Genomic DNA, 15,066 nt, shown 5'->3' on the forward strand with positions numbered 1-15,066 from the left:
TAGCAATTTACAAACCATGGGCTACCAACGTTCTGACTTCGATTCGCTCGGAACGGGAGCCTCATGAGCAAAGCCCTGACCTCATTCGCGCTTGCCGCCGTGCTGACGGCCTTGCTGATGGCGCTCAGCCTGACGGTGGCCAGGCATGGCTATCCCTATGGCGCGATCGGCGCCAAGCGCCTGAGCGACGTTGCCGATGCGGGGACGTTCATTCCGCTCGCGGCAGTCTATTTTTTCAGCGCACTGCTGATGATGGTTCTGCCGATCAGGCTCGCCGGCGTCGTCCTGACACATGCCGCCGATGCGATCTTCTGGACGGTCATCGTGTTGTTTGCGGTCATCGTTGGATGTCTCGCCGCGAGGTTTGCTTTCGGTCAGCGCGATGTGCTCCCGGCACTGCTGAACTGGCGGTTCCTGTTTGTCGCAGCCGTCGTCGGATGCCATCTCTTCATCAACGAGCTGCGCCGCAACATCCTGTTGCGAAGCCTGTTCTTCGTCGTCTTCGCCGCAGCGACACTGGCCTGCCTGTTTTGGTCCTTCACCGTCTGAGCATGTGCGACGCGTCGGGCCGACGGCCTAATTCTTGTCGACCGGCTTCGAACGCATGCGCGAAACGGTCTCACGCTCGGCCCGCTTCGAACGCATCGGCGGCAGGCCGCGGTCGACCAGGTCCATGTCTTCCAGCACCATGTCGCCCATCCGCTTGAAAGCGATGTCGAGCGCACCGGCCCGGTGGGCGGAGCGCAGGAACCCCGGCAATGTGCGGACCGGGTGATCCTGGGCAAGCGGCTCCTCAGGAAAAACATCGCTGGCGGCGACGATATGGCCGCTGCGGACGGCGTCCATCAGTGCCGGGAAATCGACCACGCCGGCTCGGCTGAGCAGGATGAAAGCGGCTCCCTTGCGCATCCTGGCAAACGCCTCGGCGCCGAGGAAGCCCTGGTTTTCGCTAGTCACCGAAGCGACGACGAAGACGAAATTGCTGTTCGACAGAACGTCGTCGAGAGAGGCCGGCTCGACGCCGTTTTCGGTCAGGATCGACGGCGGCAGCCACGGGTCGAAGACTTTTGTCCGCGTGCGAAAGCCCGACAGCAGCCGGTTGAGCGCACGGCCAAGATCGCCGAAGCCGATGATGCCGACGTCCGCGCCGGAAAGAAGCCGCGCCGTCCGGTTGCCGTCGCCGCCCCAACGCTCCTTGCCCTGTCGAAAGGCGAGGTCGGCGTCGACGATGTCACGGGCGAGGTTGAGCGCCATGGCAAGGCCGAGTTCGGCCACCGGTTCTGCAAACACCAGCCCGGTGGTGACGACATGGATGCCGCGCGAAAACAGCGTCTCGTAGGGCATGTTGTTGATGAGGTTGCTCTCGACATTGAAGATGCAGCGCAGCGCCTTCATTTTTTCCAGCGTCTCCGGCGCGATAGGTGGCTGGCCGACGATGTAGCGCGCCTCGCCAAGGATATCGGCCGGCAGCGCCGCCACCGCTTCCGGCGATGTTTCGACGATGCGGTATTTCGATCGAAAGTTCGCCAGCGCGGCCGGCGTGAAGATCAGGTCGAGCGTGCGCGGTTCGGGCGCGCTGATCACCAGGGGCAAGGCGCTGTTGGACATGATACTTCACCTCCCGTGCGATCCGCGTCGCACCACACTAGAATCGTCTTTTCCCGCCCCGACACCTATCACATGCCTGTCGAGAAGGAGAAGTTTGCCTTCTTCGGCCTTGCGGTGCGGCGGTCGGTGGTCCAGATAGACGGCGATCGAAAGACGACAAGGAAGACAGCGACATGATCCCGTTTCGAAAGAACCTCATCGATGGCGAGTGGGTAGGCGATGCCGGCTCCCGCAACATCAACCCGTCCAATCTCGACGACGTGGTCGGCGAATATGCATCGGGGGGCGCGGAGCATGCTCGGCAGGCCATCGCGGCGGCGAAAGCGGCATTTCCGGCATGGTCTCGATCGGGCCTGCTGGCCCGCCATGCGGTGCTGAGGAAGACGTCGGACGAGATCACCGCGCGGAAAGATGAAATCGGCCGGGCCTTGGCGCGCGAAGAAGGCAAGACGCTGGTCGAGGGCATCGGCGAGACCGTGCGGGCCGCCCAGATATTCGATTTTTTCGCCGGCGAGGCGTTGCGCCTGTCGGGCGAGCTGGTGCCGAGCGTGCGGCCCGGCGTCGGCGTCGAGATCACCCGCGAAGCGGTCGGCGTCGTCGGCATCATCACGCCGTGGAATTTCCCGATCGCCATTCCGGCTTGGAAAATCGCTCCGGCGCTGGCCTACGGCAACACCATCGTCTTCAAGCCGGCGGAACTCGTTCCGGAGAGCGCCTGGACCATTGTCGACATCCTGCACCGCGCCGGGCTGCCCAAGGGTGTGCTCAATCTGGTCATGGGCAAAGGTTCGGTGGTCGGCCAGGCCATGCTCGACAGTCCTGACCTCAACGCGATCACCTTCACCGGATCGGTCGGCACCGGCAAGCGCGTCGCCGCCGCCAGCGTCGAGCACATGCGCAAGTTCCAGCTCGAAATGGGCGGCAAGAACCCGCTTGTAGTGCTCGACGATGCCGACCTTGCCGTCGCCGTCGACTGCGCTATCAACGGTGCCTACTTCTCGACCGGCCAGCGCTGCACGGCGTCGTCCCGGCTGGTGGTGACGGACGGCATCCACGACCGCTTCGTCGAGGCGCTCAAGGACCGCATGGCCAAGCTGGTCGTCGGCGACGCTCTCGATGCCAAGACCCAGATCGGGCCGGTTGTCGACCAGAGCCAGCTCAAACAGGACGAAGACTATATCGCCATCGGCCGTCAGGAAGGTGCGGACCTCGCCTTCGGTGGCGAGCGGCTCGATCGTGAAACCCGCGGCTTCTATTTGCAGCCGGCGCTGTTCACCGAAACCACCAACGCCATGCGCATCTCGCGCGAGGAGATTTTCGGACCGGTCGCCAACGTCATCCGCGTCAAGGATTATGACGAGGCGCTGGCGGTGGCCAACGACACGCCGTTCGGCCTGACCTCCGGTATCTGTACCTCGAGCCTCAAGCATGCCACGCACTTCAAGCGCAATTCGGAAGCCGGCATGGTCATGGTCAACCTGCCGACGGCCGGCGTCGACTTCCACGTGCCTTTCGGCGGACGCAAGGGATCGAGCTACGGCCCGCGCGAGCAGGGCCGCTATGCCGCAGAGTTCTACACCACAGTGAAGACCGCTTACACGTTTGCCGGCTAAGAAAAGGCGGCAGACCAGCCAGGCAGGCGAGCAAATCGATGACATCTGAGAATACGGCCCTGACCTGGCTCAATCCGCCGCCGCACCACGCCTTCGGCAACAATACGGTGGATGTACGGACCGGCAAGGAGACCGACTTCTGGCGCGAGACGTTCTACGGCTTCTGGCGCGACAATGGCCATTTCCTCTATCGTGAGGTCGAGGGCGATTTCAGCGCCGAAGTCACGGTCAAGGGGCACTATGAGGTGCTTTACGATCAGGCCGGGCTTATGGTCCGCCTGAGCGAGACGCACTGGATAAAGGCCGGCATCGAATACACCGACGGGCTGATGTATTTTTCCGTCGTCGTCACCAACGATGCCTCCGACTGGTCGCTGGCCAGCATTCCCGCCGACCCCGACGGAGTCAGGATCCGCCTGACCCGCCATGCCGAGACGATCCGCGTCCAGTATCTGGACGCGTCCGACAAGCACTGGAAACCGGTGCGGCTTGCCTATTTCCCGCCGTCGAAAACGGTCGATGTCGGCATGATGTGCTGTTCGCCGCAGCGCGAGGGTTTCGAAGTGAAATTCAGCGATTTTTCGATCGGCCCGCCGATCTCGCGGGAGCTTCACGACTGAGGCGCCGCGATGCCGTCGGGCGGTTTGCGTCGGGCCGGCCTCAGTAGGTCGCCCGGCCGCCGGAGACGTCGAAGACGGCAGCCGTCGTGAACGAGCATTCCTCGGAGGCGATCCAGCAAATCAGCGCCGCCACCTCCCCGACCTCGCCGAAGCGCGCCATCGGTATTTTGGACAGCATGAAGTCGATGTGCTGCTGGCTCATCTGCTGGAAGATCGCGGTGCGCACAGCCGCCGGCGTGACGCAGTTCACCGTCACCTTGGTCTTGGCCAGTTCCTTGCCGAGCGATTTGGTCATGCCGATCACCGCCGCCTTGGAGGTGCTGTAGGCCGAGGCGTTCGGGTTACCTTCCTTGCCGGCAATCGAGGCGATGTTGACGATCCTGCCGTAATTGCGTTCGAGCATATGCGGGACCAGCGCCTTGTTGCAGAAGAAGACGCCGTTGATGTTGATGTCGATGACCCGGCGCCAATCCTCTACGGAATACTCCCAGGTCGTCATGTTAGGTCCGGTGATGGCAGCACTGGTGACAAGGATATCGACCGCGCCCAGCGCTTCGATCGTCTCTCCGGCGGCGGCTTCGACCGCTATGGGGTCGGCGACGTCGAGGGTGACGCTGTGCAGGCCTGGAACAATGGCCTTGGCCTGCTCGATCTGGGCGGCATCGCGATCCCAGACCGAAACACGCCCGCCTTCGTCAGTGATCCTTTGCGCGACGGCCAGGCCGATGCCTGAGGCGCCGCCGGTGATAACAGCGGATCGTCCGGCAAATCGTCCCGCGAAACTCATCGGCATGTCGTCTTCCTCCCAATCGGCGGCGAATGTGAAGTCAACGGCGGACAAGTTCAAGCACGGACTCGCAGCCTCAGAACAGCTTGTGATGGGCCAGCACCGGGCAATTGGACGGCACTGCCTCCTGGCCAAATCGTCTCGTCCGGTATTGCGAGAACTGCAGGAACGACGCGCCCAGTTGGCATTCGGGTGACAGGCGGCGCCGGATGCGTTATATTGCACTGCACAATGCGAGCGCCTGCAGGCGAAGCTCCCATCGATCCGATGAATCGGCCCATGAAATCGGCCCATGAATCGGCATTGAGCTGCAAGGACGGAAAACCGATACCGAGATGAAGATTCCAAAATCTCTGTTGATCGATCCGGACAAGAACACGGTCTATGGCAGCTTTGCCGTTGCCGTCTCGATCTGGGCGTTCTCCTACTCGACCATTTTCGGCCAGGCCATGATCCTGGCCTACTATGCAGTCTGGCTGCCGCTCATCCTGGTCGACTACCGCAAGATATTAAGGCACGCTTCCAGCGCCTGGCTTCCGCTGGCCTTTGCAACCTATGTCTGCTTCTCGGTGTTCTGGTCGGCGGCTCCCGGCACCACGGCAAGGACGGCCGTCCAATATTGTTCCCATATCGCCTGCGCCTACATTGCCGCACGCACCGTCAGCGTCCGGACCTTGACCATAGGCGCCCTGATCGGGATTTTCGTCGTCCTGCTCTACTCGCTCAAGGTCGCGAGTTATTCCTACGACGTTCTCGATGGGACGTACAATTTCGTCGGCGCGTTCAGCTCCAAGAACCAGATCGGCTTTGTCGCATCGCTTGGCATTTATTTCTGCGTTGTCTACCTCGCCTTTCTCAGGCGGGGCCGGACAAGCTTTTTGTTGATCGTACCAATTATCCTTCTATCGGGCTATCTACTGGTCGTGTCGCATTCGGCCACTTCGATGGCATCGACCCCGGCGGTTCTCGCTCTGGTCGCCATGCTTTCCATCGGCAAGGTGCTTTCGCTCCGCCATCGCCGGGTGATTTTCATGATCGGTGCGGGCGGGCTGGTCGCCTGCACCGTGATTGCGCTGAATCTCGGGCTGATGGACTTTGTCCTTGGCCTTTTCGGCAAGGATTCGACGCTCACCGGACGAACCTACCTCTGGCAGCAGGGCTGGAATGCCGCGCAGCAATCGCCCATGCTCGGCGTCGGCTACGCGGCCTATTGGGTGCAGGGCTTCTCCGAGGCCGAGCGGCTGTGGAACGAATTCTACATCGCCGCGCGAAGCGGCTTCCACTTCCACAACACCTACATCGAGACCTTGGTGGAACTCGGCTTCGTCGGCGCGACACTGCTTTCGCTGATTATCCTGCGCACGCTCTGGGGTCACGTCTCGGCGCTGATATTCAGGACATGGCAAGCCGACTCCGTGATTCTTGCCGGCGTCATGGTGCTTCTGTTCATCCGATCCTTCGTCGAGGTCGAGACCCTCAATCCCTACATCATGGGATCGTTCCTGCTTTACTATAGCTACTTCAAGCTGGTGAGCGTGCCGGCCGTCGCTGCTTCCCGGTGGAGCGCCGTGAATCATCTAGAGGAACCGGACGCCGTGCGAGGCTAGCGCGGGCGGATCCCAAACGGCAAAAACCCCGCAGACCGCTGCCCACGGGGTTGGCGCTTCGCTCCGGTGGAAAGAAGCTACTGGATAGCCAGGGGCGCCGGTTTGACCTTGATCACGTCCCCTGGCAGTACCGGCGTGTCTTCATCGGCGGTGATTTCGCTGGTCTTGCCGTCGACCACCCGCACCAGGGAAAAAGACAAGGCCGCTGGTTCGTTGTTGCCATAGAATTGCGGCATAGGGCTGCCCGACAAGGCTTCGGACATCAAGGCCTTTTCCATATTCAGCTTCAGCGTCACCTCGTTGAGATCGGCTTCCGTCTGTTGCCGGTCGGTCGCGAGGCTGGAGTTCTGGGTGTTCTCGAGATCGATGGCGTCCTGGGTGGCCTTGCTGATCGACTGCTTGGCCGTGAGAATCGCCGTTTCGTAATCCAGGATCTGGCCCTCAAGGTCGGCGATGGTTTGCTGCGAGTTCAAAACGCGCGTGTTGACGACCAAGCCCTTTTGCGCCAGCGAGCCGATGCCGTTGAGCTGCTCCTTCGCCAGATCAACCTGCTTCTGCTGGTTGACGATCTTTTTCTGCAGCGAATCGATCTCGCTCTGCAGCAGCGCCTTCAAATCGTCGAGCGCCTGCAAGCGCAGCTTGAGTTTCTTCTGGTCGGCCGCCAGGATCGCCGTCTCATCGGCAACGATGCTGGGCAGCTTCGGATCGTCGGCCACCTCTTTCGGCACCGCGAATGTCGGCTTGTCCGCCAGTTCCGCTTCGATGCGGGCGCGCTTGACTGTCAGCCTGACCAATTGGTCTTGTAATACGTCGAAATTGCCCTTGGCATTGATCAGGTCGCGATCGTAGCGCTGTCCGCTCTCCGGGGTCCGCCGGGCTCCGCCGGCAATGCTCATCGCTTTCAGCACGGTCAACCCAGGCACACAAGGATACTGGCCAGGCGCTTGCACCTCGCCGGAGATGTAGAATGGCCGGTACTGCGCCATTTCGACGGAAGCCTCCGGCCTGTCGGCCAGAGCGAGCTTGCGCTGCAGCGCCTCGCCGAGCGATGCGGCGATCTCCGAAGTCGTCTTGCCGGATGCGGGCATCTCGCCGACGAAGGGAACCGACAAGGTTCCAGCGGGCCCGACCGTGTATTCTCCATTGATGGCCGACCAGTCGCGGAACGTGCCTTCGACGGTCTGCCATTCCGCCACGCGGATGGTCAGCTTGTCCTGTGCTCCAAGCCGATAGTCGTCGGCGAAGGCAAACTGTGGCAGGGCTAGCGACAGCGTCAGGCCGGTCGCCACTGTAAGGCAAGTCGTCAAAAGTCGTACTCGCCGCATGCGTCTGGAGAGAGTGCCGGTGCAAAAAATATCGATTATATCTGCTTTCAACTGAGCGTTTCCGATCTGGTTTGCCCCGCCCGATGAACTGCCGATGCCTGAGTTAGGGGCCTGAATTCCGGGCCCGAATTCTGGACAGCTGCTCCTCGATGTCGGCCAGCAAGCGGCCGTCAGTAGCAGCCTCGCGACATCCAGACCGCAGGTACGGTCTTGATGATGATGCGAATGTCTTCGAACATCGACCAGTTCTCGACATAGTGCCTGTCGAACGCGACGCGGCTGTCGTAGGAAACGTCGTTGCGTCCGCTGACCTGCCATAGCCCGGTCAGGCCGGGGCGCGATTTCAGGTAATAGACGGCCGAATTGCCATAGATCTCCAGCTCATCGCGCACCACGGGACGAGGCCCGACCAGGCTCATATCCCCCTGCAGGATGTTGATGATTTGCGGCAACTCATCGAGGCTGAGCTTCCTCAGCACCGCTCCGACGCGCGTGATCCGCGGGTCGTTCTTCAGCTTGCGGGTCGCGATCCATTCGGCGCTGGCCTCCGGATTCGCAGCGAGATAGGCAGCAAGCACCCGCTCGCCGTCTGGAACCATGGTGCGGAACTTGAGGCACGGAAAAATCCGTCCTCCGCGACCGATCCGGCTATGACCATAGAAAATCGGCCCGCCATCGGAAAACTTGACCAGCAGCGCTATCATTACGAACAGCGGGCTGAGGGCGACCAGGCCGATCAGCGAACCGGCAATATCGAAGCTGCGTTTGAGCAGGCCGCCGATCGGTGGCGGAAAATCGACACCGGCCTGCGAAAAATCCGCATCGGCCGGCTTGGCTACGTCCCTCATGCGTAAACTCCATACGTTGAACGGATGGTTTACCGCACGATACCAAAAAAATGCTGCAGCGCAACACACAATTTCCCAGACGGCTGTAATAGTCGCGTCATGAACTGACTAAATAATAAACTCGTCCTGCACAAAATTGCGCCTTTATGTCGCAAAAAAGACGGATTACGGGCAATTTTGGAAAAGCTAGTCCAATTTTGAGGCTGATTTTAGGCGAATCGCTCTTTATACCCTGCTGTGGAGCTTTGTCGCCATTTAGAATTTCGAAATAACGACTGACGTTGTGGTAAAATACTAATCGATATCATAAATCTTACTGAAGCGAGTCGATATCCGGCAATCAGTGGTGATGCCGACGTGTGCATTGCACCATGGCAGAGTCGATCCCGAGGATTCGTTTAAAATTTATTCCGCAGCTGCCCTTGCCGGCTATTGCGCGGCTCAATAGAGTTGCAAATTGTTTCTGTCGGACTATGGACAGGTTGGGCTAGGCCGGAAGCAACCGGCCAGAAGCGGGCAACCTAAATAAGCTCGCAGAGTTTAAGGGAGGTGCTCGGGGTGGGCTTGTCGACATTTTTTCCCGAGCCGGTGGATGGGCTATCGGGTATGTCACTGCCAAAGTTCATTATCGGAATGTGTTTTGCGCTGGCGATCGTGATCGTCTGGTCCTATTTGGGCGGCGCCTCGCTCGGCACGACGCTGTTTCGCGTCATCGGCTGTGCCATAGTCATCCAAATGGGTTATTTTCTACTGGTCTTTGCCATGGTCGCCAGAAATGCCCCGACCCCGGCCGACAAAATTCGCGACGCTGAACGAACGCTGAGTTCGAACGAGGCGGCCGAAGGCGAGAAATTCAGCGCAAGGAGAGGCCTTCACTGATTTCGGGCCTGGCCGGGTCTGCGATGTCCATGTGACCTATGGTTAAGCTCGCCGGTCCTCTGACGAATTGCTCGCCTCGACAACACCGGCAGTCGGCATTCCTGTTCTTTCGTTTCCTTGACACTGCGGGCCTCGACGCGCTCGCTCCGCCCCGCCGCAGTCCGGTCGGCCAGGACCAGCAACTGGTTTTCCGCCAGTCGAGCGCTCTGATGGAGCGTGTAGGAACGGCTCTGCCAAGCGGCGCATTTCTGGAGCCATCCCGATTGAGGCTCGCCGCCTGCCCAGCCGGGCCATGACACCCAGCAGAATGAAAAACTGGACGGCGCCGATGATTTTGGCGATGCTTGCTTCGCACTTGCAGCATAGGCGTTTGGGCCGATGCATTTCAGGTTGGGCGGTGGGTCATTGAGCGGTCGGGGCGAGGAAATCCGCAACGACTTCTGCAATCGAGAGGCATGTCCATGACATCATTCCAGGTCTGCGTGATCATCGCCGCACGCAATGCGGCGCGGACAATCCCGGCTGCCATTGCATCGGCATTACGCGAACCTGAGGTTGCGGAAGTTGTCGTCGTCGATGACGCGTCCACCGACGATACGGCGAAAGTCGCCCACGCAGCCGGCGACGGCACGGGCCGCCTGTCCGTCATCCGCTTCGACGTCAATCGCGGCCCCTCCTTTGCACGCAACGCCGCGATAGCCGGTTCCAGGTCGCCGTTCATCAGCATTCTGGACGCTGATGATTTCTTTTTCGAAGGCAGGTTTCACAGACTGTTCGCCAGCACCGATTGGGATTTCGCCGCAGACAACATCATGCTTGTCAGGGATGACGCGGCAACCGACGTTTCGAAAATCGTTGCTCCACCGTTCTCGCCCGAGCCGGAATTCCTCGATTTCGAGGGCTTCGTCGATGGCAATATCTCCAGGCGCCGTGTGCAACGAGGGGAACTGGGCTTCCTCAAGCCAGTGATCAGCCGCGCCTTCCTCGATCGGCATGGGCTGCGCTACGACGAGAAGCTGCGCCTGGGTGAAGACTATGAACTCTATGCGCGCGCGGTTGCCCATGGCGCGCGCTTCAAGGTCATCAAATCCTGTGGCTACGGCGCGATCGTGCGCGCCGATTCGCTGAGCGGACGGCACAAGACCCAGGACCTGAAGCATCTGGCCGATGCCGACCTGGCACTGCTTGCGATCGACAGTTTGCCGGAGGCATCGAAGGCTGCGCTGAGAAGGCACGAGCGGCACATCCGCGACAAATACCGGCTGCGGAAGTTTTTAGACGTGAAGGCTGAGCGCGGGTTGGCACCGGCCGCGGCCTACGCCTTGGCCGGCTCGTCCAACCTCACAGCCGTCGTCCGCGGCGTTGCCTCCGACAAGCTGGATGCGCTGTTTCGCCGCGCCGGCCTCGCCGCGAAGCGTCAGCATGTGCCGCCGCTGCGCTTCCTCATGGCCGGAACCAGCACGGCCAGCGATAGCTAGGCCCGTCAACGTGCGATGGCGGTAGCCACTCCGTTACCCTTAGGTCGGCTCGCACCATTTCAACGAGATTCATGAGTTTACGATCTAGGTGGTTGCCTATGCGCGCAGGGAATGGCAATCTATGTTGCGGTGCAGCAATTTTGGACGGCCAACCGAACTGGCCCGAGACATACCCTGTCGGAGGAGCTGGACGATGCAAGAAATGTCTTTTGAATGTGGACGGGCTCTAAGGCCGTTCACCAGCTCGACGATGACGGGGCGCTGACTACATGGCCTCGATCTTTCGCTTCCGATCGAGAGATCCGGCGCGCGACACGCAGACCGACACCTCGCGCCTCGATCGCTTGGCAAAGCTGCTGGACCAGATCGCGGCCGAAGTCGAGGCGGAGAAGAGCGGACTTGAGAACCGCTACAGGACAACGGCCACCAATGCCGCCTTTCTGGTCGAGGCGATGGAGAACGGTTCGGTCTCCTCGCGCAGGTCTTCCGAAGTCGGCGAACTGACCAGGTCGATTCTGAATTGCGAGCGGCGCATCGCAGCGCTGTCGCGCCAGATGCAGATGATGAAGGATCTCCGTCATTCGCTGGATGAAATCTTCGAGCCGAAGCGGCAGAACGGTCCCGACATGAGGACTGATTTTGTGAAGCCCGCCGATTCCGGCACGGGCTGAGCGAACACCCTGGGTCGGCGCAATGGTTTAGGCACAACACGGAGCTTGGGAGCGACAGAGGTCAAGATCAGGTTGTTTCGTCACGGTTCGAACGATCGCTTTGGGGGCGCACAGCACAAGGTGAGTTTTGATATGAATGCAGATCTTAAAAGCACGTCCGCCCCGGCACCCCGCGGCACCCCGTTCACGCGCCCGATCTCAGGCAAGCTGCGGCCGCTCCGTTCAGACGGCGCGTTTCTGCTGATCGTTCTCGTCAGTCTGGTTGCGGGCCTTGTACCCGTCCGTGCCCAGGATCTGCCAACCGCGCCGTCTTTTGTCGATGATTTCACCAGCCTCAGTCGCGCGCGCTGGTACATTTCCGACGGCTGGACGAACGGCAAGCATCAGAACTGCACCTGGTCCAAAAACCTGATCGGGCTTTCCGACGGCATGCTGACGCTCGGTTTCGAGAAGCGCAAGCTGAAGGATCGCGAATTCGCCTGCGCCGAGATCCAGACCAAGCAGCGCTTCGGCTACGGCACCTACGAGGCGCGGATGAAGACCGACACGGGCTCCGGCGTCAACGCGGCATTCTTCAGCTTCGTCGGCGATGCCGACAAGCAGCCGCATGATGAAATCGACTTCGAGGTGCTGACCAAGGACACGTCCAAGGTTCAGGTCAACGCCTACATAGCCGGCAAAGGCAAGAACGAGAAACTGGTCGACGTCGCCGGCGGCACCGACAAGGCCTTCAACGACTACGCCTTCGTCTGGGAAAAAGACCGGCTGCGCTGGTACGTCAACGGCAAGCTTGTCCACGAGATCACCGATCCGGCGAAGCTGCCCACCCATTCGCAAAGGATCTATTTCAGCCTGTGGGGCAGCGACACGATGAAGGGCTGGATGGGGCCGTTCTCGGATCCGGGCCGCAAGCTCACCATGCAGGTGGATCGCGTTGCGTTCACCGCACTCGGCCAGCCCTGCCAATTCCCGGAATCGCTGGCATGCAACACAAACTAGAAGCGCATCTGAACCGGCCGGGCCGAAGGTGGTCGGAAAACCGAAGCTTGAACACGCCCGAAGCCTTGAACAGGAATGAAACCGAATGAATTTGACTGTCTTTGGAATCGGCTATGTCGGTCTTGTACAGGCGGCGGTGCTTGCCGAAGTCGGCCACCAGGTGGTCTGTGTCGACATCGATGCAAAAAAGGTCGAAAGGCTCAACCAGGGCCATGTCCCGATCTTCGAGCCCGGTCTCGAAAATATGGTCAAGGAGAACCATGCCGCCGGCCGCATCAAGTTCACCACCGACGCCGCCGCGGCGATCAAGCATGGACAGATCCAGATGATCGCCGTCGGCACGCCGCCGGGCGAGGATGGTTCGGCAGACCTCAAATATGTGCTGGCCGTCGCCGAGGCTATCGGTCGTGAGATGGACGCGCCCAAGATCGTCGTCGGCAAGTCGACCGTGCCGGTCGGCACCTGCGAAAGAATAAAGGCCAGGATCGCCGAGACGCTGAAGGCGCGCGGGCGCGAGGATCTGGTTTTCGACGTCGCCTCCAATCCGGAATTCCTCAAGGAAGGGTCCGCTGTGAGCGACTGCATGAAGCCCGACCGCATCATCGTCGGCACCAGCAACGAGGACACCGAGGCGGTGATGCGCGAGCTCTACGCGCCGTTCAACCGCAACCACGAAAAGATGATCGTGATGGACGTGCGCAGTGCCGAGTTCACCAAATACGCGGCCAATTGCATGCTGGCGACCAAGATCAGCTTCATGAATGAAATGGCCAACCTGGCCGAGCAACTGGGCGCCGACATCGAGGAGGTCCGCAAGGGCATCGGCAGCGACCCGCGGATCGGCTACCACTTCATCTATCCGGGCCTCGGCTATGGCGGCTCGTGCTTCCCGAAGGATGTGCGTGCCCTGATCAAGACCGCCGAGGCTGTCAAGTTCGACGCCAAGCTGCTGCGTGCCGTCGAGGAGCGCAACAACCAGCAGAAGTCGGTCCTGTTCGAGAAGGTGCACCGCTATTTCAAGGGCAATCTCAAAGGCAAAACCTTTGCGCTGTGGGGCCTCGCCTTCAAACCCAATACCGACGACATGCGCGAGGCCCCGGCCCGCACGCTGATGGAAGCGCTCTGGGCCGCCGGTGCCAATGTCCAGGCCTATGATCCGGAGGCGATGCAGGAATGCCAGGCGATCTACGGGCTGCGCGACGACCTGCAACTGTGCGGCACCAAGGAGGCCGCGCTGCGAGGCGCCGACGCGCTCTTGATCGTGACCGAGTGGAAGAGTTTCAGCGCGCCGTCCTTCGATGCATTGAAGAACGCGCTGACCAGGCCCGTCATCTTCGACGGACGCAATCTCTACGACCCCAAGGTCATCGCCCGCCACGGCATCGAATACCACAGCATCGGCAGAATGGCGGCGTGACGCTAGGGCGGTCCAGCAAGGAGCCAGGTCCATGAAAGTTCTGTTTGCAGGCGGCAACGGCTACACACCGCAGTTCAGCGGTGGCGTTCAGTCGAGCACGCACCATCTGGTCGAGCAGCTGCGCGAGCACGGTCATGACGCCTCGGTGCTGGCGGCGCTGTTCGGTGACGGCATGTTCGGTTTCAAGGCGCGCGCCAAGATGAAGCTCCTTCGCCAGCGCGCGGTCATCGACAGCTATCCCGGCTATCCTGTCGTGCGGGCGTGGTTTCCCTGGGAGGCGGCCCGCTTCGCCGTCGAACGGCTCGATCCCGATGTCGCCGTCGTGCAGTGCCACAAATCGGTGCCGATCGGAAAGGCGCTGCAGGCGCTCGGCGTGCCGCTGGTGGTCTATCTGCGGAACGTCGAATTCCACGAATTGGCCGGCGACCTGCGCGAATTGCATTCGGCGCTTTATATCGCCAACTCCGAATTCACGGCGCGCACCTATAAGGAAAAGTTCGGCATCGACTCGACCGTAATCCCGCCGACCATCAATCCCGGGCTCTACAGCACGCCGACCACCGGCGAATTCGTCACGCTGATCAATCCTTACAATGAAAAAGGGTTCGAACTCGCCGTGCGCATCGCCGGCCAATGCCCCGAAATCCCGTTCCTGTTCGTCGAAAGCTGGAAGCTCGACGACGACCACCGGGCGCAGATCGAACGGATCATCGCGCCGCTACGCAACGTCAGGCTGGAAAGCCGCACCAGCGACATGAAGACCGTCTATGGCCGCACCAAGATACTGCTGGCGCCCAGCAAATGGGAAGAAGCTTGGGGGCGGGTGGCATCCGAGGCCCATTGCAGCGGCATTCCAGTCGTCGGATCCCGCCGCGGCGGCCTGCCGGAAGCGATTGGCGCCGGCGGCGTTGTGCTCGACTATGACGCACCGCTCGACGACTGGGTCGCCGCGGTCAGGCGACTATGGAGCGACAAGGCCGAGTACGATCGGCTGTCGGCGGCGGCGCAGCTGTTTTCGGAGCGGCCGCAAATGAACCCCGACAGTCAGTTCACGACCTTCCTCGGCGTTCTCGACAACGCCAGGCAAGGCGCGCTGGAGCGTGCCGCCTGATGCATTTCGTCCAAAATCGTTTATGTCGCCCAACAGCCCGCTTTTGCGCCTGACCGGGGTGTGAGCGGCTTTGGGACAACAACATGCACAACACCAGACGCTT

At 60.9% G+C, this 15,066-nt stretch carries 14 protein-coding genes; 10 read left to right on the plus strand and 4 right to left on the minus strand.

What is annotated here, in order from left to right:
* Positions 1-63 precede the first annotated feature (63 nt).
* Positions 64-549, plus strand: a complete 486-nt coding sequence (locus NKH50_RS09315; protein ID WP_352702500.1) for a hypothetical protein — start codon at positions 64-66, stop codon at positions 547-549.
* Positions 550-576: 27 nt separating this feature from the next.
* Here the strand turns inward: NKH50_RS09315 and NKH50_RS09320 are convergent, their stop codons facing one another.
* Positions 577-1,608 (minus strand): hydroxyacid dehydrogenase, encoded by a 1,032-nt coding sequence (locus tag NKH50_RS09320; RefSeq protein ID WP_352878165.1) that lies wholly within the window; start codon positions 1,606-1,608, stop codon positions 577-579.
* A gap of 176 nt (positions 1,609-1,784) precedes the next feature.
* Here NKH50_RS09320 and NKH50_RS09325 point away from each other — a divergent pair, with 176 nt between their 5' ends.
* Together NKH50_RS09325 and NKH50_RS09330 are read left to right on the plus strand one after the other, a co-directional pair.
* Positions 1,785-3,221: an aldehyde dehydrogenase family protein gene (locus NKH50_RS09325; protein ID WP_352878557.1), complete on the plus strand. Its 1,437-nt coding sequence runs from the start codon at positions 1,785-1,787 to the stop codon at positions 3,219-3,221.
* 38 nt (positions 3,222-3,259) lie between these two features.
* Positions 3,260-3,841 carry a DUF1349 domain-containing protein gene (locus NKH50_RS09330; RefSeq protein ID WP_352878168.1) on the plus strand — a complete coding sequence of 194 codons (582 nt, stop codon included), beginning with the start codon at positions 3,260-3,262 and terminating at the stop codon, positions 3,839-3,841.
* Positions 3,842-3,881: 40 nt separating this feature from the next.
* Here the strand turns inward: NKH50_RS09330 and NKH50_RS09335 are convergent, their stop codons facing one another.
* Positions 3,882-4,634, minus strand: a complete 753-nt coding sequence (locus NKH50_RS09335; RefSeq protein WP_254816087.1) for an SDR family NAD(P)-dependent oxidoreductase — start codon at positions 4,632-4,634, stop codon at positions 3,882-3,884.
* A 329-nt stretch (positions 4,635-4,963) separates the two neighbouring features.
* Here NKH50_RS09335 and NKH50_RS09340 point away from each other — a divergent pair, with 329 nt between their 5' ends.
* Positions 4,964-6,235 carry an O-antigen ligase family protein gene (locus NKH50_RS09340; protein WP_352878171.1) on the plus strand — a complete coding sequence of 424 codons (1,272 nt, stop codon included), beginning with the start codon at positions 4,964-4,966 and terminating at the stop codon, positions 6,233-6,235.
* A gap of 77 nt (positions 6,236-6,312) precedes the next feature.
* Here the strand turns inward: NKH50_RS09340 and NKH50_RS09345 are convergent, their stop codons facing one another.
* On the minus strand, positions 6,313-7,560 hold the full coding sequence (locus tag NKH50_RS09345; protein WP_254816387.1) for a polysaccharide biosynthesis/export family protein: 1,248 nt from the start codon (positions 7,558-7,560) through the stop codon (positions 6,313-6,315).
* Positions 7,561-7,730: 170 nt separating this feature from the next.
* Positions 7,731-8,408: a sugar transferase gene (locus NKH50_RS09350; RefSeq protein ID WP_352479827.1), complete on the minus strand. Its 678-nt coding sequence runs from the start codon at positions 8,406-8,408 to the stop codon at positions 7,731-7,733.
* A gap of 558 nt (positions 8,409-8,966) precedes the next feature.
* On the opposite strand from NKH50_RS09350, the gene NKH50_RS09355 reads away from it, so the two are divergent.
* From NKH50_RS09355 to NKH50_RS09380, 6 genes are all read left to right on the plus strand, one after another.
* The gene (locus tag NKH50_RS09355; protein WP_352649790.1) at positions 8,967-9,287 is read left to right on the plus strand and encodes an exopolysaccharide production repressor protein; all 321 of its coding nucleotides are present in this window, start codon (positions 8,967-8,969) and stop codon (positions 9,285-9,287) included.
* 455 nt (positions 9,288-9,742) lie between these two features.
* A complete protein-coding gene (locus NKH50_RS09360; RefSeq protein ID WP_352506981.1) occupies positions 9,743-10,765 on the plus strand; it encodes a glycosyltransferase family 2 protein in 1,023 nt (340 codons plus the stop codon).
* A gap of 269 nt (positions 10,766-11,034) precedes the next feature.
* On the plus strand, positions 11,035-11,436 hold the full coding sequence (locus NKH50_RS09365) for a hypothetical protein (RefSeq protein WP_254816092.1): 402 nt from the start codon (positions 11,035-11,037) through the stop codon (positions 11,434-11,436).
* 132 nt (positions 11,437-11,568) lie between these two features.
* Positions 11,569-12,435, plus strand: coding sequence for an endo-1,3-1,4-beta-glycanase ExoK (gene exoK, locus NKH50_RS09370; RefSeq protein ID WP_352479829.1), 867 nt, complete (start codon positions 11,569-11,571; stop codon positions 12,433-12,435).
* Between the two features lie 85 nt (positions 12,436-12,520).
* Complete coding sequence (locus tag NKH50_RS09375) at positions 12,521-13,852, plus strand: UDP-glucose dehydrogenase family protein (RefSeq protein ID WP_254816094.1); 1,332 nt, start codon at positions 12,521-12,523, stop codon at positions 13,850-13,852.
* Between the two features lie 31 nt (positions 13,853-13,883).
* Positions 13,884-14,963, plus strand: a complete 1,080-nt coding sequence (locus NKH50_RS09380; protein WP_352479830.1) for a glycosyltransferase — start codon at positions 13,884-13,886, stop codon at positions 14,961-14,963.
* Positions 14,964-15,066 lie beyond the last annotated feature (103 nt).

Origin of the sequence: Mesorhizobium sp. M1027 (assembly GCF_040318745.1) — a bacterium.
Lineage (GTDB): Bacteria > Pseudomonadota > Alphaproteobacteria > Rhizobiales > Rhizobiaceae > Mesorhizobium.

What these genes read in the sequence shown, in the direction of transcription:
- NKH50_RS09315 (WP_352702500.1), top strand. Translation starts at nt 64, where the DNA reads ATGAGCAAAGCCCTGACCTCATTCGCGCTTGCCGCCGTGCTGACGGCC.
- NKH50_RS09320 (WP_352878165.1), bottom strand. Translation starts at nt 1,608, where the DNA reads ATGTCCAACAGCGCCTTGCCCCTGGTGATCAGCGCGCCCGAACCGCGC.
- NKH50_RS09330 (WP_352878168.1), top strand. Translation starts at nt 3,260, where the DNA reads ATGACATCTGAGAATACGGCCCTGACCTGGCTCAATCCGCCGCCGCAC.
- NKH50_RS09335 (WP_254816087.1), bottom strand. Translation starts at nt 4,634, where the DNA reads ATGCCGATGAGTTTCGCGGGACGATTTGCCGGACGATCCGCTGTTATC.
- NKH50_RS09340 (WP_352878171.1), top strand. Translation starts at nt 4,964, where the DNA reads ATGAAGATTCCAAAATCTCTGTTGATCGATCCGGACAAGAACACGGTC.
- NKH50_RS09345 (WP_254816387.1), bottom strand. Translation starts at nt 7,560, where the DNA reads ATGCGGCGAGTACGACTTTTGACGACTTGCCTTACAGTGGCGACCGGC.
- NKH50_RS09350 (WP_352479827.1), bottom strand. Translation starts at nt 8,408, where the DNA reads ATGAGGGACGTAGCCAAGCCGGCCGATGCGGATTTTTCGCAGGCCGGT.
- NKH50_RS09360 (WP_352506981.1), top strand. Translation starts at nt 9,743, where the DNA reads ATGTCCATGACATCATTCCAGGTCTGCGTGATCATCGCCGCACGCAAT.
- NKH50_RS09365 (WP_254816092.1), top strand. Translation starts at nt 11,035, where the DNA reads ATGGCCTCGATCTTTCGCTTCCGATCGAGAGATCCGGCGCGCGACACG.
- exoK (WP_352479829.1), top strand. Translation starts at nt 11,569, where the DNA reads ATGAATGCAGATCTTAAAAGCACGTCCGCCCCGGCACCCCGCGGCACC.
- NKH50_RS09375 (WP_254816094.1), top strand. Translation starts at nt 12,521, where the DNA reads ATGAATTTGACTGTCTTTGGAATCGGCTATGTCGGTCTTGTACAGGCG.
- NKH50_RS09380 (WP_352479830.1), top strand. Translation starts at nt 13,884, where the DNA reads ATGAAAGTTCTGTTTGCAGGCGGCAACGGCTACACACCGCAGTTCAGC.